Origin of the sequence: Corynebacterium qintianiae (genome assembly GCF_011038645.2) — a bacterium.
GTDB lineage: Bacteria > Actinomycetota > Actinomycetes > Mycobacteriales > Mycobacteriaceae > Corynebacterium > Corynebacterium qintianiae.
On sequence record NZ_CP064955.1, the window covers coordinates 557,468 to 576,523 of the forward strand.

Consider the following 19,056-nt stretch of genomic DNA (forward strand, 5'->3'; position numbering starts at 1 on the left):
CGGAGGGCGTGAAGTCGCAAATGCTTTCGCCCTTTTTCTGAGTTTCTGCAGCTAGAGCCGCATGTCCAACCCGCTTGTTATGGTGCGCATGTTCGATAAAACTCGCACCGAGGGGGCGCACATGACCACCGCACTGGCAGACCAGGACCACGCATTCGACGATCTTGCCGAAGACATCATTTCCGGGTTCACCGGCATCACCCGCAGATAGGCGGAGTTGCTGCGCAGCATCGCCCGCTTCGACAAACACGGGCTGGCGCGCCGCTTTGGGGCGTCGACAACCGCCCGCTGGCTCGTCCACCGTCTGGGGTTGTCCGAAACTACCGCACATGAGTACGTGAAAGTCGCCCGCGCCATGTTGATATTTCTCCATATGGCGGAAGCGTTTGCGGAAGGTTCGCTCAACTACTCGAAGGTGCGGCTCATCCTGCCGCACCTCACGCGGGAGAGCGAATGTGCCCTCGTTGAGATGGGGGTGGAGATGGGGTACCACGAACTGGAAATAGCCTTGCTCAGGTGGAGAAAGAGGGGCGAGGGCGGGGAAGACGAGTCGTACGTCCGGCTCAAAGTCAGGCGCGGCGGTCGAGTGCGCATGTGGGCAGATTTCAGCCCCGCCGAAGGAGCACAGGTCATGGCCGCTATGAAACTTGGGGAGCTCGCATACCACGACGTCGATCTCGACGCGCTTGAGCGCGATGACGACGGCCGGGTCACCGATGCCGCGGTCGATGCTGAACTGCGGGAACGGGAATCCACCGCATCGCCCTCGGGTTTCGGCCTGCCGCTGGGAAAAGCGCTGCTCGGCTCCTTCATGGGGATGGTCAATATCGTCCGCACTCAACCGCGGAGTTCGTTGCGTACACCCGGAGCGCACGTCAACATCGTGATGACGACAGACGGCCGCGCCTATCTGCCGAACAACCTCGGCGCGCCATCGGACGCGCTGAAGAACTTCCTGTCCAACGCCGAATACCGGGTGAGCAGGGTCGATGAGAAGGGGCTGGTTCTCAACACCGGCCGGTCACAGCGCCTCGCCACAAACGGCCAGATCAACGCGCTGATGATGATGTGGCACGGCACGTGTGCCATGCCCGGCTGCACCCACACGAGGTTCATCGAGATGCACCACGTCACTGAATGGTCCGAGGGCGGCCCCACGGATCTGGACAACCTTCTGCCACTGTGCTCGGCATGCCACTCCCTGGTGTCGGAGGGGCTCGTGCGCATCATCAAGGACTTCGGCGACGTGCATTTCCTCATGCCGGGAGGGGCCCGCTTTGTCTCACGCGACCACAGCCTGCCCGTGCGTTGCGACGACGCGATAACGCTGGAGGAGTTCGAGACGCTGCAGCCGGTCTAGCGCGCCAACTTATCTGCGGTCCAGGTAGCCGGAACGGATCTGGACGACGCGCACCGCCGCCGAGCTGAGCGCAAGGGCCGCAAGGACAAAGAAGGGGAGGGAGGGACCGACGCGCGGTTCAAGCCACTGGAGCAGCGGGGGCAGACCGAAGCCGAGGTAGGTGGCCACGTAGTAGACGCCGATGACGCGTCCGCGCTGGGCGACGGGTGCGTAGGTGTCGACGTCGAGAAGCCCGTCGCGCAGGCACAGCCCATAGGCGGTGCCGAGAAGGAGAGTGGCCACGAAAAAGACGATGAGGGAAGGGGCGGGGCCGGCCACGCCGACGACCAGCATGCCGAGGGCGGAGCTGAGCGCGCCGACCGCGCCCGAGTACGGGCCCCACGCGAACCTGCGCCCCAGCGCCTGCAACACCAGCGCCGTGCCGAAACCGAGCCCCGCGGCAATGCCGGGCATGAACACGCCGGTGGGGAAGTAATGCGCGACCCGGGCGGAGAGCCCGATGACCGTCGTGGTGATGGATGCGAACACCCAGACCGCGACCGGAACCGAGGTGGCGAGCGCCTTCATGGAGGAGCGCTCAACGTGGGGGGCGGGGTGCGCGTTGGACGGAGCGGACACTGGGCGGGTGTTCGGAACGTCACCTACTGCGAGGGACACCGCGACGGATGCGGCGGACAGGACAATCGTGACCGCGTACGGCACCCACAGCGGGGTGACCAGGGAAGCGATGATCCCAGAGGCGATCGGGCCGAGCGCGAAACCGGAGGTGAGAAAGATCCCGGCCAAGGTCGCGCCGGATGCGCCGCGCAGCCGTGCCGCCCATGCGGTTCCGGCGCTGACGACGAGGCCGACGCCGAGGCCGACCACAAACCGGCCGGCGAGCAACGCGAACGTGCCATGGGAGAGCATCAACGCGACGTTGCCTGCGGCCGCGACGACGGCACCGGTGATGACCACAAAGCGCCCGCCGAACCGGTCGGCCAGCAGGCCGCCAGCAATCAGGCAAGGAAACAGACCAGCTGCGTAGATGCCGTATGCACTGTTGACGAGGAGCGCATCCAAATTTGCGCGCTCTTTCAGCGCCACCAGCACCGAGGCGAAATGGTTCGCGGCCCAGCCTGCGGTGACAAGGAAAAAGACGACGCTGGCAAACACTCTTCGGCTGGACATGCAGACTAACTTAGCGCGAACGGCCCCGCTCGAACTCGGAAACGACGTCAGAGACATAATCGCGGGCTCCGGCGGCCTGCATGATTCCGCGGACAATAGCCACGCCTGCAACGCCGGTGGCCGCGAGATCGGCGGCGTCGTCGACAGTGACGTCACCAATGGCAACGACCGGCACGGCGGATTCAGCCACCAGCGCGGGGTAGCCTTCCAGGCCGAGGAGGGGGCGGCCCGACACCTTTGTGGGGGTGGCGCGGAAGGGGCCCGCACCGACGTAGTCGAGCGCGTCGGACAAGTCGTTGGCGGATCTCACGAGGTCGAGGGTTCCCGTGGTCAACCCGATGACGGCGTCCGGCCCGAGGAGTTCCCGGGCAACGCGCACGTCGAGGTCGTCCTGGCCCAAATGGACACCGGCAACGCCTTCGTCGCGTAGCGCGAGGGCGACGTCGACGCGGTCGTCGACAAGCACGCGGGTCGCTGGATTGACCTCCCGCACTTCCCGCACAACGGCGAGGGAGAGATCGTAGAGCTCGCGCGCAGAGATCGGTTTGCTGCGCACCTGGATCACCCCTGCTCCGCCGCGTGCCGCATCGCGGGCTCGCGCGACGATGTCACCGCCTGTGCCCGTGACAAAGTAGCAGCGCAGGTCGAGGTCAGTCATTGCGGAGGGCTTTGATGAGCTCGTCCTTGTTCATGTCCGAGCGGCCCTCGATGTCGAGCTCCTGCGCGCGCTCGTAAAGCTCGTCGCGCGTCCAGTCCTCGTAGGACCCGGCCTGTCCACCCTTGCGGCCGATGTCCTCGCGCGACGAGTTGGCGGCGGCGTTGGAGATCGCGGCAGCCTTCGACTTGGAGTTGCCCTCCTCGCGCAGCTTTTCGTAGAGTTCGGGATCCTTGATGCTGTCCATGCCGCCATTGTAGGGAGGCAGCGCGCCCGTACGCCCGTAGGAGAGGTGGCGGTGCGCCCATTCGAAGGGACCCTGACGGCCTGCAACCTCCAGCGCGGTGGCGAGCGCCACGGTGATCAGCCACACGAGCAGGCCGACGCCGAGCTTTCCGCTTACCGACGACCCGAGCCCTAGACCGAATGTAAACGGCATCGCCACGAGAATGAACAGGAAGGATTGGGCAAGGTAGCCGGACATGGAGCGCTTGCCCAGTGCGACGAACGGGTAGGTCCACCGCGGGTTGGTGGTCATCCCCTTCGTCAGCAGCGCGAAGGCCGCGAGGATGCCGGGGCCGGTGAACAAACCGATACCTGTGTTGAACACCATCAGGGGCATTTCAAAGCGCGGGTCGATCACGCCGATTGCGGACAGGCCCCACGGGAGGCCGACGAAAAGAACGATGGCCGCGGCGATGAGCGCCCAGGTAACAAGGGTTCGGCGGTGCTTGTCAACGTCCACCAGGTAACCCTCGCGCGCCCAGACGTAACCGAGGATGGCCAGCCCGAGAAGCTGCACAACCGCGAACGGAGCGCTGACGAGCATCATCCCGCCGGCCGAGAAATTTTCCGCGGCGTAGGCTCCCCAGGTGGTCAGCTCCGTGGTCGGGACCCGCATGTCGGGTATGTCCGCGTCGGGGACGAAGTAAGTACCGGCGGCACCAAGCGCGCCCAGCAAGACGGAGCCGGCCAGGATGACGTAGGCGATCACGCGCAGCCACTTCGACGCCAGCGTGAACAGCAGTGCCATGACAGTGCCGATCAACCCGTAGACCAACATGATGTCCCCGAAGAACAGCAGCAGCATGTGAGCGAGGCCGAATAGGGCGAGGAAGATGTACCGGCGAGCGATGACTTTCCGCGCGATTTTTTCCGGATACCCCTTCCGGTACAGGCTCGCGGCCACGAGACCGAGCCCGAAGCCGAGGAGCGTGGAGAACATCGGCAGACCGCGGACGTGGACGAACATGGCGGATAAGACGGCAAGGGTTTGGTCGAGGGCGTTACCGGGGCGGACCCCGCCGAGGGTATAGCCGGGTTCGCCGTCAAGGCTGTAGCCGTTGGTGATCCACGCGGTGGCGGCGTTTGCCATGGCGATGCCGAGCAACGCCATGCCGCGCGCGAGGTCGGGAAGAATCAGTCGAGGCGTCGAATTGGATTTGGTCACACCTCTTAACCTACTCGGGAAGGTAGACGTTTGATCCGTGCCGCCGGAACTCGCTCGCCATGCGCTTTTCACCGTCGAAGGAGGGGATGCCGAGGTCCGCGATCAGCGCCCGGCTGTCGTGGTCGAGCACCTCGTCGATCGCGTCGCCGAACTCGTCGCGGATGTCCTGGGAGATGCGCATCGAGCAGAACTTGGGCCCGCACATCGAGCAGAAATGCGCCGTCTTCGCGGGTTCGGCGGGCAGGGTTTCATCGTGGTACGCCTGGGCGGTCTCCGGGTCGAGGGAGAGCGCGAACTGGTCTTCCCAGCGGAACTCGAAGCGAGCCTTCGACATGGCGTCGTCCCACTCCCGCGCCCCAGGGTGGCCTTTCGCCACGTCGGCGGCGTGCGCGGCAATCTTGTAGGTGATCACCCCGGTCTTGACATCGTCGCGGTTGGGCAGGCCGAGGTGCTCCTTCGGCGTGACGTAACACAGCATCGCCGTTCCGCCGGCCGCGATGTGGGCCGCGCCGATGGCGGACGTGATGTGGTCGTATCCAGGCGCGATGTCCGTCACCAGGGGGCCGAGGGTGTAGAAGGGGGCGCCGCCGCACCACTGCTCCTCCTTCTCGTTGTTGATCTGGATCATGTCGAGTGGAACGTGGCCTGGGCCCTCAATCATCACCTGCACGTCGAAGTCCCACGCGCGCTTGCACAGTTCGCCGATGGTCTTGAGCTCGGCAAACTGGGCGGCGTCGTTGGCGTCGGCCACGGAACCGGGGCGCAGGCCGTCGCCAAGCGAAAATGCGACGTCGTAGGCAGCGAAGATTTCGCAGAGCTCGTCGAAGTTTTCGTAAAGGAAAGACTCCTTGTGGTGGGCGAGGCACCAACCGGCCATGATCGAGCCACCGCGGGAGACGATGCCGGTGACTCGTTTCGACGTCAGGGGCACGAACGGCAGCCGCACTCCCGCGTGGACCGTCATGTAATCCACACCCTGTTCGCACTGTTCAATCACAGTGTCGCGGAAAACCTCCCAGCTCAGATCCTCCGCGACGCCGTTGACCTTCTCCAGTGCTTGGTAGATCGGCACGGTGCCGATCGGGACGGGGGAGTTGCGCAGAATCCACTCGCGGGTGGTGTGGATGTCGTTTCCCGTGGACAAGTCCATGACGGTGTCCGCGCCCCAGCGGGTCGCCCACCTCAGCTTGTCAACCTCCTCGCGAATCGAAGATGTCACGGCGGAATTTCCGATGTTGGCGTTGATCTTGGTCAGGAACGCATTGCCGATGATCATCGGCTCGCTTTCCGGGTGGTTGACGTTGGCGGGGATAATGGCCCGGCCGGCGGCGACCTCGGACCGGACCTTTTCGACGTCGCAGTGCTCGCGCAGGGCGACGAACTCCATCTCGGGCGTGATTTCGCCGCGCCGGGCGTAATGCATCTGTGTGACGCGGGATCCGGGGGTGGCGCGCAGGGGTGCGCGCCGGGCACCGCGCCACTCTTCGGAGGCGGCGCCGCGCTTGGCGGCGCGGGAGCCATCATCCAGAAGGTTGCGTTCTCGGCCGTCGTACTTTTCGACGTCGTCGCGCGCCGAGATCCACTCCAAGCGCAGTGCGGGCAAGCCCACCTCGGGCTCGGCCCAGGGGCCGCGAGTGCGGTAAACGCGGAATGGATCGTTGGGTCCGGTGGGGGAATCGTCGAGGTGGATGGCGGTTTCGGGTACCTCAAGGCCGCGGTCGCGGATCGGTGCGTAGGCGTGCTTGGGGTGAATTTCACGTGCGTAGGCGTCACTCATGGACGGCTCCTTACTTCCTTCGCTGGTGCTAACCAGACAGGTTCGAACGGTGCCCGCGCGGCTTTGTAGCGCGGTCTCAGCCCTTAACCAGTGGGCGCCCGTGTAGGTCGTGCTTTCTAACCTAGTAAAAACGGCGGAAGTTTGGCAGAGTGTATCCCTGTTACAGATGTTGTTCGAGAGAAAGTCTGCCCATGGTTCGTCGTCACCTGCTCGCCTCCGTCGCCGCCGCCCTGCTGGTCATCGCAGGGGTGGCGCAAGTTCCGAGCGCGCAGGCGCAGGAGGACCCGAACTACATCTGGCGCACCGACCCAGTGTCGAAGGTCCTGGCCGGCAAGCCCATGGTGGACCGGGTCCTGCACCGGGTCCCGGGCTCGTTCCACGACGCAGCCCCCATCGCCCCCGAGGCATGGGAGGCGCAGCAGGCGCGCGGAAAGGCGCTGTATGGACCGGGAACACCCATCTACGTAGGTGACGAGTCGATCTGCACCGTTGCCGTGGCGGGTTACGATGCCCGCGGGCGCATGGTGGCCGTCACCGCCGGGCACTGCGGCTCCGAGGGGCAGCCGGTCACCTCGGCGGACGCGGTGGGAGTGGGGCATTCCGGGCGGATCGTCGCTGTCAACCGCGAGCTCGACTACGCCGTGATCGAGCTCGGCCCGAACGCGGAGGTCAGCCGCACCTACAACGGCGTGACTGTGAACCACCTCGGCGCGGAACCGCGGGCGCTCGGCCAGGTCGTGTGCAAGAGTGGCTTCGCCTCCGCGCAGACGTGCGGCCTGACCTGGTTCGACGACGGCCACACCAACCTCAACCAGGTGTGCGCCATGCAGGGCGACTCGGGCGCGCCCCTGCTCGCGGGCGACGCGCTGGTCGGGATCATCAACGGCGGCATCCTCAACGCCCCGTGCCAGACGCCGCTGCAGGGCCCTCTATTCTCCCCGACGTCGTCCGCGCGCATCGAGAACATTATCGGCGCAATGAATAACGGGTTCAGGCTCCCTTAAGTTCCCGAAGCACTACGCCGTGGAGGGCCCCGTTGGTGGCGACAGCGTCGCCGCCGTGCGGGCCCTTCGTCCCCTCCACGGACGTGAACTCTCCACCAGCTTCCGTCACCAGAACGGACAGAGCGGCCAGGTCCCACAGAGACACCTCCGGCTCGGCGGCAATGTCGACCGAGCCCTCTGCGACGAAGCAGTAGCTCAGAAAGTCGCCGTACCCGCGCAGGCGCCAAGTCTTCTCCGTCAGCGCGATGAAGTTGTCGCGCAGCCCGCGGGATTGCCAGCCCTCGAGGGACGACATGGACAGGGAAGCGTCGTCAAGCGAGGCGACCTGGGACACACTGAGCCGCTTGAGGGCGCCGCCGTTGAAGGTGCGCCAGGCGCCGGCGCCGGCAGACGCGTACCAGCGCCGCGCCAGCGCGGGCGCCGAGACGACCCCGACGACCGGCTGGCCGTCGACAAGCAGGGAAATCAGGGTGGCCCACACGGGAACACCGCGCACGAAGTTCTTCGTCCCGTCGATGGGGTCGATGACCCACTGGCGGCCCTCGAACGCTGCTTCGCCGCCGAACTCCTCGCCCAGTACCGCGTCCGCAGGGCGCGCTTCCGCGAGCTCCGCACGAAGCGCCTCCTCGACGGCGAGGTCCGCGTCGGAAACCGGTGTCATGTCGGGCTTCGACTCCACATTCAGGTCCGCCGCTTCGAAGCGCTCGAGAGTGATCCCGTCAGCGGTGTCGGCAAGTTTGAGTGCGAGTGCGAGGTCGTCTGCGTAGTTAGACATGGTTCGCAAGTCTAGCCGTCACGTCGGCCACGACGCGGCGGTTGCCAGCCACGCACCAGACGACGCCACCGGCTTCCACCTTGGACGCCACCCCGCCCGCGGCCTCGACGAGCGCCTTGCCCGGCAACCAGTCCCAGTCGGCCACGGAATGCTGCAGCCAGCCGCCGATCCCTCCCGCGGCGACGGTGGCCAGATCCACCGACCCCGCGCCCCACATCCGGATCGTCGCGGCGTCGCGCACGGCGTCGGTCCACGCGGCGCGGACCGCCTCGTCCTTCATCGAGCGGGGGTGCAGGTAGGTCGCCAGCGCGAGATCCTCCAGGCGGGCGTCCTCAAGCTGCGGCAGGGGCGAGCCGTTGTGCGTCGCGCGGCCTCGCGCCGCCACCCATGTGCTGCCCTGCGCGGGCCGGTGCACCGCCCCGACGAGGATCTTGTCTGGGTTCGACGGGGCGCCCTCGACTAACGCCAGCGCCGAGCAGAAGTAGTCGGAGCCGCGCGAGAAGTTGTAGGTGCCGTCCACCGGGTCGATCACCCAGGTCCGCCCGCTTGACGACGCCCTGCTCGCGCCCTCTTCACCCACCACGCCGTCCTCGGGCCGTAGCGCCTCGAGCGCCTGCGCCACGAAATTCTCCGCCGCTCGGTCGGCGTCGGTGACCACGTCCGAGACGGACGTCTTGACATCGGTGGACAAGCCATCGTCGCGCATGCGCAGGGCGAGCCCGCCCGCGTGCTCGACCAGGGCGCGGGCGAGATCCGCATCGTCGGCGTGGGCGTGGGCAGCGATAAATGCAGCGGGCATGCTACCCATTATGACCTTTTAACTGACAGCCTTCAGCCCGGCGATGCCGCCGACGACCATGAGCAGGAACAGCACCTTGAGCGCGGTGACGGGTTCTTGGCCGGTGGCGAAGGAATAGAGCACGGCAAGTGAGGCGCCCACCCCGACCCATACGGCGTAACCGGTACCGAGCGGAACCGTGCGCAGCGCCCAGGCCAGCCCACCCATGGAGATGGCGAGGGCGACGAAGAATACGACAGAAGGGCCGAGGCGGGAAAAACCCTGCGAGCGGTCGAGCGCGACGGCCCAGACAGCCTCGAAGGCGCCGGAAACGAGAAGGATGATCCAGGACATGACGACACTTTCTGGCCGTCTTGTCGCGATCCCGGGTACGGCTCCCTCGTCCGGGGCCCGCCGTGGGCGGGCACGGAAGGCGAGATTAGCACGGAGGTAGACTGTCGGGTTATGCAACCGGAGACCTCGACACGCATCCAGAACCTCGACTCGACGCTGACCACCATTGAAAAGGTGATGGACCTCGACGAGCTGTCCGCGCGGGCGAGGGAGCTGGAACAGCAGGCGGGCGACCCGTCGCTGTGGGACGACCCGGTCCACGCGCAGTCCGTCACCACCGAGCTGTCCAACGTGCAGGCGCGGCTGAAAAAGGTCACGTCGCTGCGCGAGCGTGTCGACGACCTCCCGGTGATGTACGAGCTCGCCGAGGAAGAAGGCGACCCCGCGATGGCGGACGATGAGCTCGCCGCGCTGGAGGAATCCGTCGGATCCCTCGAGGTGCAGACCATGCTCTCGGGCGAGTACGACGCGCGGGAGGCCGTGGTGAACATCCGCTCCGGCGCGGGCGGCGTAGACGCCGCCGACTGGGCCGAGATGCTGATGCGCATGTACACGCGCTGGGCGGAGAAGAACGGCCACAAGGTCGACGTCTACGACATTTCCTACGCCGAGGAGGCCGGGATCAAATCGGCCACCTTCGTCGTCCACGGCGACTACATGTACGGCCAGCTCTCCGTGGAGCAGGGGGCGCACCGCCTCGTGCGCATCTCGCCCTTCGACAACCAGGGGCGTCGCCAGACGTCGTTCGCGGAGGTTGAGGTGCTTCCCGTGGTGGAGCAGACCGACCATATCGATATCCCGGACACCGACATCCGCGTCGACGTGTACCGCTCGTCGGGGCCCGGCGGGCAGTCCGTCAACACCACCGACTCGGCGGTGCGCATCACGCACCTGCCGACCGGGATTGTGGTGACGTGCCAGAACGAAAAGTCCCAGATCCAGAACAAGGCCTCCGCCCTAAACGTCCTGCAGTCCAAGCTGCTGGAGAAGAAGCGGCAGGAGGAAAAGGCCGAGATGGATGCCCTCGGTGCAGGCGGCAACGCCTCCTGGGGAAACCAGATGCGTTCATATGTGCTGCACCCGTACCAGATGGTAAAGGACTTGCGCACGAACTACGAGGTCAACGACCCGCAGAAGGTCCTCGACGGCGACATCGACGGCTTCCTCGAGTCCGGCATTCGGTGGAGAATGGCTGATACAGAAGTGTAGGGTGTGACGGGTGATTACATTCACCAACGTCACTAAGGTCTACCCGACCTCGACCAGGCCCGCGCTTGACGACGTCTCCTTCACCATCGACAAGGGGGAATTCGTCTTCCTCATCGGCCCGTCGGGCTCGGGAAAATCCACTTTCCTCGAGCTGATGATCCGCGAGGAGAACGTCACCAGCGGCGACATCCGCTTCGACGAGTTCCACGTCAACGCGCTCAAGGGCAGCCAGATCAACAAGCTCCGCCAGTCCATCGGCTACGTGTTCCAGGACTTCCGTCTGTTGCCCAAACTGAACGTGTACGACAACGTTGCGTTCGCGCTCGAGGTGACCGGTAAGTCGAGAAACAAGATCGCCAAACTCGTGCCCGACGCCCTCGGGCTCGTCGGCCTCGACGCCAAGGCGAACCGCTACCCGCACGAGCTCTCCGGTGGCGAGCAGCAGAGGGTTGCCATCGCGCGGGCGTTCGTCGATAAGCCGCCGCTCGTGCTTGCCGACGAGCCGACGGGCAATCTCGACCCCGCGACCGCTGACGAGATCATGGCGCTGCTGACGCGAATTAACCGGCTCGGCTCGACGGTGATCATGTCCACCCACAACGCCCGCGCGGTCAACGACCTGCGGCAGCGCGTGATGGAGCTCAATCTGGGCAAGCTGGTACGCGACGAGAAGCACGGTGTGTACGGACAGGAAGGCCGCTAATGAACTGGGGATTTGTCATCCGCGAGGCGTTGCGGGGGTTGGGGCGCAACCTGACCATGACCGTGGCACTAATTATTACGACGGCACTGTCGCTGCTGCTCGTCGGGGCCGGCATCATGATCTCGCAAGCCACCTCCGAAACCAAAGACCTCTACCTCGACCGCGTCGAGGTCATGATCGAGCTGGACGAAAACATCTCGGCTAATGACACCGACTGCTCGTCGAACGAATGCCGCGAAGTGCGCGACAGGCTGCAGGCCAGCGACGGGGTGGAGCAGGTGACGTTCCGCTCGCGCCAGCAGTCTTACGAGCGCTTCGTCGAGCTGTTCCAGGACACCGAGCCGGAGCTCGTGCGCGAGACGACGCCGGACGCGCTGCCGGCGGCGCTGCACGTGCGCCTGACGGATCCTGCCGACACCCGCCCTGTGGACGAGGTCGCGGACATGCCGCAGGTCACCGTGGTCACCGACCAGGCGGACACCGTCCGGGAGGCCGCCGGCACGATGGACAAGTTCCGCAACGTCACCTTCGTGGTCGCCGCGGCCCAGGCCCTAGCGGCACTGTTCCTCATCGTCAACATGGTGCAGCTCGCCGCGTTCAACCGCCGCGAGCAGATCGGCATCATGCGCATGGTGGGTGCCTCTCGCTGGTTCACCCAGGCGCCCTTCGTCCTGGAGGCGGTCGTCTCCGTGCTGATCGGCGGCGTCATCGCCACCGTCGGCGCCTGGTTGGCCAAGCGCTTCTTGGTTGACCCGATGCTGGGCGACCTCTACGCTTCCCAGCTCATTGCGCGTATCCCCGACTCTGCCGTGTGGACAGTCATGCCGCTGGTGACGCTGGCCGCAATGGTACTCGGCGGGGTCGCCGCGCAGGTGGCACTGCGTTCCTACGTGCGCAAGTAGGCAGGTACACTCAGTCGGATTATGGCGAAAAAGAAGAAGAAGGACTCCGGCAACGTCATCGCGACGAACCGGAAAGCTCGCCACGACTACACCATCCTGGACACCTGGGAGACCGGCATTGTGCTGGTCGGCACCGAGATCAAGTCGCTGCGCGAAGGGAAGGCGAGCCTCGTCGAGGCCTTCGCCACCATCGACAATGGCGAAGTGTGGCTGCGCAACCTGCACATCCCCGAGTATGCGATGGGGTCGTGGACCAACCACACCCCGAGGCGCACCCGCAAGCTTTTGATGCACCGCCGCGAGATCGACTCTCTCGACGGAAAGCTTCGCGACGGCAACCGGACGCTCGTGCCCCTGTCCATTTACTTGAAGGACGGCAAGGCCAAGATCGAGTTAGGCTTGGCGCAGGGCAAGCAGGACTACGACAAGCGCCAGGCCATTAAGAAGCGCACTGAGGACCGCGAAATCGCACGCGATCTGGGGCAGAAGTTCAAGGGGATCAAGGCATGAAAAAGGCGTTAGTCACCGGGGCGTCGCGCGGCATCGGGCGTGCCATCGCCGAGGAGCTGGCTAAAGATCACCACGTGTATGTGGGTGCATCCGGTGACGCGTCGGAGGTCGTCGACAAGCTCGCGAGCGCTGAGCCCTTCGAGGTTGACCTGCGCGACCCTGCGGCCATTTCTGCCGCGTGCGCCCAGATCGATGAGCTGGACGTGCTCGTCCACGCCGCCGGTATCTACCCAAAGGGTCCGTTCGACGAGCTCACGGGTGAGCAGTGGCGCGATGGCTTCGAGGTTAACTTCTTCGCTGGGGTCCAGCTCGTGCGCGAGCTTCTTCCCGCTTTACGACGCTCCCAGGGCCTGATCATCACCATCAACTCCGGAGCCGGCTTCCACGGCCTGGAGCAAGGCAGCATCTACTGCTCCTCGAAGTACGCGCTCAAGGGCTTCACCGACACCCTTCGGCTGGAGGAGCAGGGGCGCGTGCGCGTCACCTCGCTGCACCCGGGCCCGACAGACACGGACATGATCGCCGCCGACGACCGCGTGAAAATGGACCCGGCGGACGTCGCGCGCGTGGCACGGCTGGCCGTGGACCTGAGCCCGGAAACGGTGATTGACTTCCTCCGCGTGACCCCCTTGCGCAAGTCTTGAGCGCCGAGTAAAGTTGGCTCTCCTACGGTTCCCGTAGTCATGGGGTTGATTTTGGTTTCGACTTCATTGACCAAGCCAGGGGAAGCGTGCCGGTGCAGGCTGGAGACCACCGAAAGCGTCGCAGCAACCAATAAGCGCAGAGAAGAACTCTCAGCGTGACTACGCCCTCGCTGCCTAAGAGCTAGCGACCGCGTGTCTGTCAGGCCGGGCCTGTTCCCGTCCCGGTACCTGGCATCGACTTAGGGAACTTGCCCAAGGGCCGTGTCAGTGCGGCCCGCGGGGACTTTTCACACTGACTGGGCCCGTCATCCGGACACGTTCGCCTGATCCGGAGGGCCGAGCAGAGACGTAGTGCGAACTGCGCACGGAGAAGCCCTGGCGCGGTGATGAAGGACCCGGGTTCAATTCCCGGCAGCTCCACCGAATACCCCCGGTCACAGCGACGTGGTCGGGGGTTTCTCCTATGTTCGCGCGCTGTAGTCTGGCGCTCATGTCCGAGACGAACCCCCTCTTCCAGCTCTCAAACACCCCGCACACCGAGCTTCCCGGCTTCGCGCGGACCTTCCAACGCGGCGAGCTCACCGTCGGCCTCACGCTGCCGGTCGAGGCCGGGGCCGAAGAGAGCCCGGAGGACTCCCTGGAGAATCAGGTGCGGCTGGTCCGTAAGGCGGAGGTGGCCGGGATCGCCGCGGTGTGGGTGCGCGATATCCCGTTGCGCGTGGAAACGTTCGGGGACGTCGGCCAGGTCTGGGACCCGTGGATGTACCTGTCGTACCTGGCCGCGCGGACGTCGACAATCGCCCTAGGCACGGCCGCAATCGTGGTGCCCTTCCAGCACCCGCTGCTGATGGCGAAGCGCGCGGCCACGCTCGACCGCATCTCCGGCGGGCGGTTTCTCTTCGGTATCGCCACCGGTGACCGCCCCGAGGAGTTCCCGGCTTTCGGGCAAGACCGCGGAACCAGGGGAGAGGTCATGGAGGAAAACCTGCGGGTCTATCGCGAAGCACTGACCACCAGCTACCGCCCGATTAGGTGGTCGGGCGGGAAGATGGGCGGCTCGGATGTCGTACCCAAGCCGAGTGCGCGGGAGGTGCCGCTGCTGGCAACCGGCTCGCTGCAGCAGACCATGGAGTGGCGCGCCGAGCAAACGCACGGTTGGCTGATGTACCACAAGGGCCTGGAGACGCAGAAAGTCAACGTGCGCAATTGGAACGAGGCCGTGGACGCCCTCGGCGGCGGGTGGAAGCCCTTCGCGGAATCACTCTGGCTGGATCTACACCCGAACCCGGACGCGCCAGCGGAGGGGCACACCTTCGGCTACCGGCTGGGGCGAAACGCGCTGATTCGGCTCCTGCGTGCCCAGCGGGAGATCGGGATCAGCCACGTGATGGTCAACTTCCGCATGTCGGAGCGAGACGCCGAGGATCAGCTCGACGAGTTCACCACGCATGTTTTGCCCGAAATTACCCCCGCTGATTGATTTAAGAAACACTTGTGTAATGTAATTCAACGAAAGGCTTATTATCAGGTAACCCTTACCTAACTTTGAAGAGAAAGGACGCGGACCTTGTCCCGTTTTAACGCACGCGCAGCCGCCGCCGCGCTCGCCGCCGTGGCATCACTGACCCTCGTCTCCTGCTCCACCGCCGAGCAGTCTGCGGAACAGCCCGCAGAGTCGACTTCCGCGACGGCCGCAGCCGGCACTGTCACCGTCGAGGACAACGAGGGAACCAAGGAAGTCCCGAACCCGCCGCAGCGCGTCGTTGCGCTGGACAACCGCTCGTTCGAAATCCTCGACGAGTGGGGCGTCCAGCCCGTCGCCGCCGCGCGCGCCCTCGTTCCCGCGACCATCCCGGGTATCGGCGACAACGAGGAGATCATCGACATCGGCAACCACCGCGAGCCGAACCTTGAGGCCATCGTCGCCGCAGAACCGGACGTCATCGTCTCCGGCCAGCGCTTCCAAAGCCACGACGCCGACATCGAGAAGCTCGTCCCCGACGCCGTCCTCCTCGACTTCGAACCGCGCGACGGCGAGCCGCTGGACCAAGAACTCATCCGCCAGACCGAGGCACTCGGAGAGGTCTTCGGCAAGCAGGAGGAGGCGCAGCAGCTTGTCGACGACTTCAACAACGCGCTGGAGCGAGCCAAGGCAGCCTACAACCCGGAGCAGACCGTCATGGCCGTCAACGTCTCCGGCGGCGAGATCGGCTACGTCGCTCCGTCAGTCGGGCGCACATGGGGCCCGCTATTCGACCTGATCGGCATGACCCCGGCGCTTGAGGTGGAGAATGCCACCAACGACCACCAGGGCGACGACATCTCCGTCGAGTCCATCGCCGCCGCCAACCCGGACTGGATGCTCATTCTCGACCGCGACGCCGGCACGAAAACCGATGAGGGCTCCCCGGCCGCGCTGAACGTGATCCAGGATTCCGCCCCGCTGCAGAACGTCTCCGCGGTCAAGGAGGACCGCCTGTACGTCGCCCCGGCGGACACCTACACCAACGAGTCCATCATCACCTACACTGAGATCCTTAACGAGCTCGCAGACAAGTTTGAGGCCGCCAAGTAATGCCCCACACCTCCACCGCCACCCGCCCGGCACTTCTTGATTGGAAGTTCCTGGCGGGTGTCGGTGTTGTCGCCGCCCTCCTTCTCGCGTCACTCGCCGTGGGGCAGTACGACATCCTCGGCAGCGACGACGGGTGGGCCATGTTCCAGACAACGCGCGTACCGCGCACCATCGCGCTAGTTCTCGCCGGCGCCGCCATGGCGATGAGCGGGTTAATCATGCAGATGCTCACCCAGAACCGCTTCGTCGAGCCCACGACGACCGGAACGACAGAGTGGGCGGGTCTGGGCCTTTTGGCGACGATGGTGTTCGCGCCGAACGCGTCGATCCTGCTGCGCATGGTCGTGGCCGTTGCTTTCGCCTTCATCGGAACCATGGTGTTTTTCGCGTTCCTGAGGCGCGTTACCCTGCGTTCGAGCCTCATCGTGCCGATCGTCGGCATCATGCTCGGCGCCGTCGTCAGTTCAGTCTCCACGTTCTGGGCGCTGCAGACTCAGCTGCTTCAATCCCTGGGGGTCTGGTTTGCGGGTTCGTTCACCAGTGTGATTGCGGGGCAGTACGAGGTGCTGTGGGTCGTCCTTTTCGTCGTGGTCGCGGTGTTCTTCTACGCCGATCGGCTTACCGCGGCCGGCCTAGGCGAAGACGTGGCCACCAATATCGGGCTCAACTATAACCGGATCGTCCTCGTGGGGACCTCGCTCGTGGCCGTCGCGGCTGGCGTGGTCACTGTCGTGGTGGGCAACCTGCCGTTCCTCGGGTTGATTGTGCCCAACATCGTCTCCATGATCCGGGGCGACGATCTGCGCTCGAACCTGCCGTGGGTGTGTTTGCTCGGCATCGGCATTGTCACGGTCTGTGACCTGCTCGGGCGCACCATCATCGCGCCATTCGAGATGCCGGTGTCCGTCATTCTCGGCATCGTCGGTGCTGTGGTGTTCATCGCGCTAATCGTCAGGCAGGCCCGCCGTGGGTAGCAATGTACGCAACGTCGGCGCCTTCCAGACGTCGAAAAGCAAAAGGCGCTACTTCGCCGCGCTCGGCTGCATGGCCGCGCTCGCGCTGCTGTTCACCGCGGGGCTTCTCGCGTACGGCAACCCCGTCGAGTTCGGCACCCGCGCCTACTGGCTGATCGCGCAGCGCCGCATGGACGCGGTGATCGCTATGGCCGTCGTCGCCGTATGCCAGGGCGTTGCGACGGTCGCGTTCCAGACCGTGACCAATAATAGGATCCTCACGCCCTCGATCATGGGCTTCGAATCCCTCTACGTCGCCATCAACACCGCGACTATTTATTTCCTCGGTTCAACCGGTTTGCTCAACGCGCGGACCTTGGAGATGTTTGTGCTCCAAATCGTCCTCATGGTGGGACTCTCACTCGTGCTCTACACGTGGTTGCTTGCGGACAACAGCTCCAACCTGCACGCGATGCTGCTGGTCGGCATCGTCATCGGCGGCGGGCTCGGCAGCGTATCGACGTTCATGCAGCGCATGCTCACCCCCAGCGAGTTCGACGTGCTCAGTGCCAGGTTGTTCGGCTCCGTCAACAACGCGAACCCGGACTTCTACCCGGTGGCGATTCCGCTGGTGGTCGGCGCAGTGTCGCTGGTGCTGCTTAACTCGCGCCGCCTCAACGTGCTGGCCCTCGGGCGTGACGTTGCCGTGAACCTGGGAGTCGGTTTCCGCAAACACGCGATCTACACCCTCGTGCTCGTGTCGGTGCTGATGGCTGTGTCTACCGCACTGGTGGGGCCGATGACGTTCCTCGGGTTCCTCGTGGCCACCTTGGCATACCAGTTCACCGACACCTACGACCACCGCTATGTCTTCCCGATGGCGATCCTCCTCGGTTACGTAGTGCTCACCGGGGCCTACTTCGTGATGAACCACATCTTCTATGCTCAAGGCGTGGTCTCGATCATCATCGAGCTGGTGGGAGGAATTACCTTCCTGGTCGTGGTCCTAAGAAAGGGACGCCTGTGATTACTCTGACCGATGTCCGCAAAGCCTACGGGGACGACGTCGCCATCGGCCCAGTCAATCTGCAAATTCCCTCCGGGGGAATCACCGCACTGGTCGGACCGAACGGCGCCGGCAAATCGACGCTGCTCACCATGATCGGCCGGCTGCTCGCCCTCGACGAGGGCACCGTGCAAATCGGCAACATGGATGTCACCGAGACCAAATCGAAGGACCTGGCCAAGATCATTTCGATCCTGCGCCAGGAAAACCACTTCGTCACCCGTCTAACCGTGCGGCAGCTGGTCGGCTTCGGTCGCTTTCCGTACTCGCGTGGCCGGCTCACCCCGGACGACGAGGACATCATCACCAAGTACATCGATTTCCTGGGCCTGAGCGCGCTAGAAAACCGCTACCTCGACCAGCTCTCCGGAGGCCAGCGGCAGCGCGCGTACGTCGCGATGGTGCTCTGCCAGGAGACGGACTACGTGCTTCTCGACGAGCCCCTCAACAACCTGGATATTGCCCATTCCGTGGAGATGATGAAGCATCTCTACGACGCCGCCCATGATCTGGGGCGGACGATCATCATTGTCTTGCACGACATCAATTTCGCCGCGCGCTACGCAGATTTCATCTGCGCTGCCAAGGACGGGCAGATCGCGGCCTTCGGGACGGCGGCTGAAATCATGAAAGACGAATTGCTGACCGAAATCTTCAACACCGAGGTTCGCGTGATTGAAGGACCGCACGGTCCGCTCGCGACGTACCACTAGCTGGGGATTTGTGTTGTTGGGGTGGGGTGGCTAATGTTTGTCCTCGCTGCCGGTTGAGGTTGCCGTGAGGTTAACTTTTGGTGGTGGTGAGTTTCATGGCTGTTTGACTTTGTGTTGGGTGGTTGTGTAGATTCATTTTTCCCGGTTGTGGTTTGGCTGGGGTGTGTTGTGTGAGAACTCGATAGTGTGCCAATGTACTTTTTATTTTTTGTTTGTGGTTTGTTGGTTGTGCATTGTGGTGCGTCTGCCTGCGTGTGACGTTGTGTTGTGTGTGGGTGGGTGTGTGCCGGTGGTGGTGTCGTGAACCTTTGATGGCGGCATTGCTTCGTGGTTTTTGCCATGGTGTGCGGTTGTAATGGATCGCATTTTTTGCTGGCTCTTGGTTTTTCCTCGTCGGATTGTGAGGGCTGGTGGCTAGTTTTTGCTAGTGAATTTTAGGATTTTGTGCCAGTGCTGCT

The 19,056-nt window shown here is 64.5% G+C and carries 20 protein-coding genes, 1 other RNA gene, 1 pseudogene and 2 riboswitches; of the genes and pseudogenes, 14 read left to right on the forward strand and 8 right to left on the reverse strand.

The window, feature by feature from the left end; translation table 11 throughout:
- The first annotated feature begins 88 nt into the window (after positions 1-88).
- Both G7Y29_RS10925 and G7Y29_RS02785 read left to right on the forward strand, forming a co-directional pair.
- Positions 89-211, forward strand: a complete 123-nt coding sequence (locus G7Y29_RS10925; protein WP_283248421.1) for a hypothetical protein — start codon at positions 89-91, stop codon at positions 209-211.
- 6 nt (positions 212-217) lie between these two features.
- Positions 218-1,360: an HNH endonuclease signature motif containing protein gene (locus G7Y29_RS02785; protein ID WP_165004868.1), complete on the forward strand. Its 1,143-nt coding sequence runs from the start codon at positions 218-220 to the stop codon at positions 1,358-1,360.
- A gap of 9 nt (positions 1,361-1,369) precedes the next feature.
- On the opposite strand, the gene G7Y29_RS02790 is transcribed toward G7Y29_RS02785, so the two are convergent.
- The 5 genes and pseudogenes from G7Y29_RS02790 to thiC form a co-directional block, all read right to left on the reverse strand.
- Positions 1,370-2,530, reverse strand: coding sequence for an MFS transporter (locus G7Y29_RS02790; protein ID WP_165004870.1), 1,161 nt, complete (start codon positions 2,528-2,530; stop codon positions 1,370-1,372).
- 10 nt (positions 2,531-2,540) lie between these two features.
- Positions 2,541-3,188 carry a thiamine phosphate synthase gene (locus G7Y29_RS02795; protein ID WP_165004872.1) on the reverse strand — a complete coding sequence of 216 codons (648 nt, stop codon included), beginning with the start codon at positions 3,186-3,188 and terminating at the stop codon, positions 2,541-2,543.
- Entirely contained in the window at positions 3,181-3,432 is a 252-nt protein-coding gene (locus G7Y29_RS10790) for a DUF7218 family protein (RefSeq protein WP_235933605.1), read from the reverse strand. The genes G7Y29_RS02795 and G7Y29_RS10790 overlap by 8 nt, the downstream gene beginning before the upstream one ends.
- Positions 3,433-3,477: 45 nt before the next feature.
- Positions 3,478-4,581, reverse strand: a pseudogene (locus G7Y29_RS10960) (DUF418 domain-containing protein); the annotation flags it as partial.
- A gap of 64 nt (positions 4,582-4,645) precedes the next feature.
- Entirely contained in the window at positions 4,646-6,412 is a 1,767-nt protein-coding gene (gene thiC, locus G7Y29_RS02805) for a phosphomethylpyrimidine synthase ThiC (protein ID WP_165004874.1), read from the reverse strand.
- Positions 6,410-6,524: riboswitch (TPP riboswitch) on the reverse strand. (Overlaps the previous gene by 3 nt.)
- 79 nt (positions 6,525-6,603) lie before the next feature.
- Here thiC and G7Y29_RS02810 point away from each other — a divergent pair.
- Positions 6,604-7,416 (forward strand): S1 family peptidase, encoded by an 813-nt coding sequence (locus tag G7Y29_RS02810; RefSeq protein ID WP_165004876.1) that lies wholly within the window; start codon positions 6,604-6,606, stop codon positions 7,414-7,416.
- On the opposite strand, the gene hisN is transcribed toward G7Y29_RS02810, so the two are convergent.
- From hisN to G7Y29_RS02825, 3 genes are read right to left on the reverse strand one after another with little or no spacing between them, the layout of a single operon-like run.
- Complete coding sequence (gene hisN / locus G7Y29_RS02815; protein WP_165004877.1) at positions 7,403-8,191, reverse strand: histidinol-phosphatase; 789 nt, start codon at positions 8,189-8,191, stop codon at positions 7,403-7,405. The two genes, G7Y29_RS02810 and hisN, sit on opposite strands and share 14 nt — an antisense overlap.
- On the reverse strand, positions 8,184-8,999 hold the full coding sequence (locus G7Y29_RS02820) for an inositol monophosphatase family protein (RefSeq protein ID WP_165004879.1): 816 nt from the start codon (positions 8,997-8,999) through the stop codon (positions 8,184-8,186). The genes hisN and G7Y29_RS02820 overlap by 8 nt, the downstream gene beginning before the upstream one ends.
- 9 nt (positions 9,000-9,008) lie before the next feature.
- Positions 9,009-9,323 carry a DMT family transporter gene (locus G7Y29_RS02825; RefSeq protein ID WP_165004881.1) on the reverse strand — a complete coding sequence of 105 codons (315 nt, stop codon included), beginning with the start codon at positions 9,321-9,323 and terminating at the stop codon, positions 9,009-9,011.
- Between the two features lie 10 nt (positions 9,324-9,333).
- Positions 9,334-9,399: riboswitch (guanidine-III (ykkC-III) riboswitch) on the reverse strand.
- A gap of 35 nt (positions 9,400-9,434) precedes the next feature.
- Here G7Y29_RS02825 and prfB point away from each other — a divergent pair.
- The 11 genes from prfB to G7Y29_RS02880 all read left to right on the forward strand — a co-directional run bounded on the left by prfB (position 9,435) and on the right by G7Y29_RS02880 (position 18,598).
- Positions 9,435-10,532: a peptide chain release factor 2 gene (gene prfB, locus G7Y29_RS02830; protein ID WP_165004883.1), complete on the forward strand. Its 1,098-nt coding sequence runs from the start codon at positions 9,435-9,437 to the stop codon at positions 10,530-10,532.
- Positions 10,533-10,542: 10 nt separating this feature from the next.
- Positions 10,543-11,235, forward strand: coding sequence for a cell division ATP-binding protein FtsE (gene ftsE / locus G7Y29_RS02835; protein ID WP_165004885.1), 693 nt, complete (start codon positions 10,543-10,545; stop codon positions 11,233-11,235).
- Positions 11,235-12,137, forward strand: a complete 903-nt coding sequence (gene ftsX, locus G7Y29_RS02840; RefSeq protein ID WP_165004887.1) for a permease-like cell division protein FtsX — start codon at positions 11,235-11,237, stop codon at positions 12,135-12,137. Before ftsE ends, ftsX begins: the two co-directional genes overlap by 1 nt.
- 21 nt (positions 12,138-12,158) lie before the next feature.
- The gene (gene smpB / locus G7Y29_RS02845; RefSeq protein WP_165004889.1) at positions 12,159-12,647 is read left to right on the forward strand and encodes an SsrA-binding protein SmpB; all 489 of its coding nucleotides are present in this window, start codon (positions 12,159-12,161) and stop codon (positions 12,645-12,647) included.
- Positions 12,644-13,291 carry an SDR family oxidoreductase gene (locus G7Y29_RS02850; RefSeq protein WP_165004891.1) on the forward strand — a complete coding sequence of 216 codons (648 nt, stop codon included), beginning with the start codon at positions 12,644-12,646 and terminating at the stop codon, positions 13,289-13,291. Before smpB ends, G7Y29_RS02850 begins: the two co-directional genes overlap by 4 nt.
- Positions 13,292-13,332: 41 nt before the next feature.
- Positions 13,333-13,714: a transfer-messenger RNA gene (ssrA, locus tag G7Y29_RS02855) on the forward strand.
- 67 nt (positions 13,715-13,781) lie between these two features.
- Complete coding sequence (locus G7Y29_RS02860; RefSeq protein ID WP_165004893.1) at positions 13,782-14,771, forward strand: LLM class oxidoreductase; 990 nt, start codon at positions 13,782-13,784, stop codon at positions 14,769-14,771.
- A gap of 87 nt (positions 14,772-14,858) precedes the next feature.
- Complete coding sequence (locus G7Y29_RS02865; protein ID WP_165004895.1) at positions 14,859-15,866, forward strand: siderophore ABC transporter substrate-binding protein; 1,008 nt, start codon at positions 14,859-14,861, stop codon at positions 15,864-15,866.
- Complete coding sequence (locus tag G7Y29_RS02870) at positions 15,866-16,840, forward strand: ABC transporter permease (protein WP_165004897.1); 975 nt, start codon at positions 15,866-15,868, stop codon at positions 16,838-16,840. The genes G7Y29_RS02865 and G7Y29_RS02870 overlap by 1 nt, the downstream gene beginning before the upstream one ends.
- The gene (locus G7Y29_RS02875; protein WP_165004900.1) at positions 16,833-17,846 is read left to right on the forward strand and encodes an iron chelate uptake ABC transporter family permease subunit; all 1,014 of its coding nucleotides are present in this window, start codon (positions 16,833-16,835) and stop codon (positions 17,844-17,846) included. The genes G7Y29_RS02870 and G7Y29_RS02875 overlap by 8 nt, the downstream gene beginning before the upstream one ends.
- Positions 17,843-18,598, forward strand: a complete 756-nt coding sequence (locus tag G7Y29_RS02880; RefSeq protein WP_165004902.1) for an iron ABC transporter ATP-binding protein — start codon at positions 17,843-17,845, stop codon at positions 18,596-18,598. Before G7Y29_RS02875 ends, G7Y29_RS02880 begins: the two co-directional genes overlap by 4 nt.
- Positions 18,599-19,056: the final 458 nt, after the last annotated feature.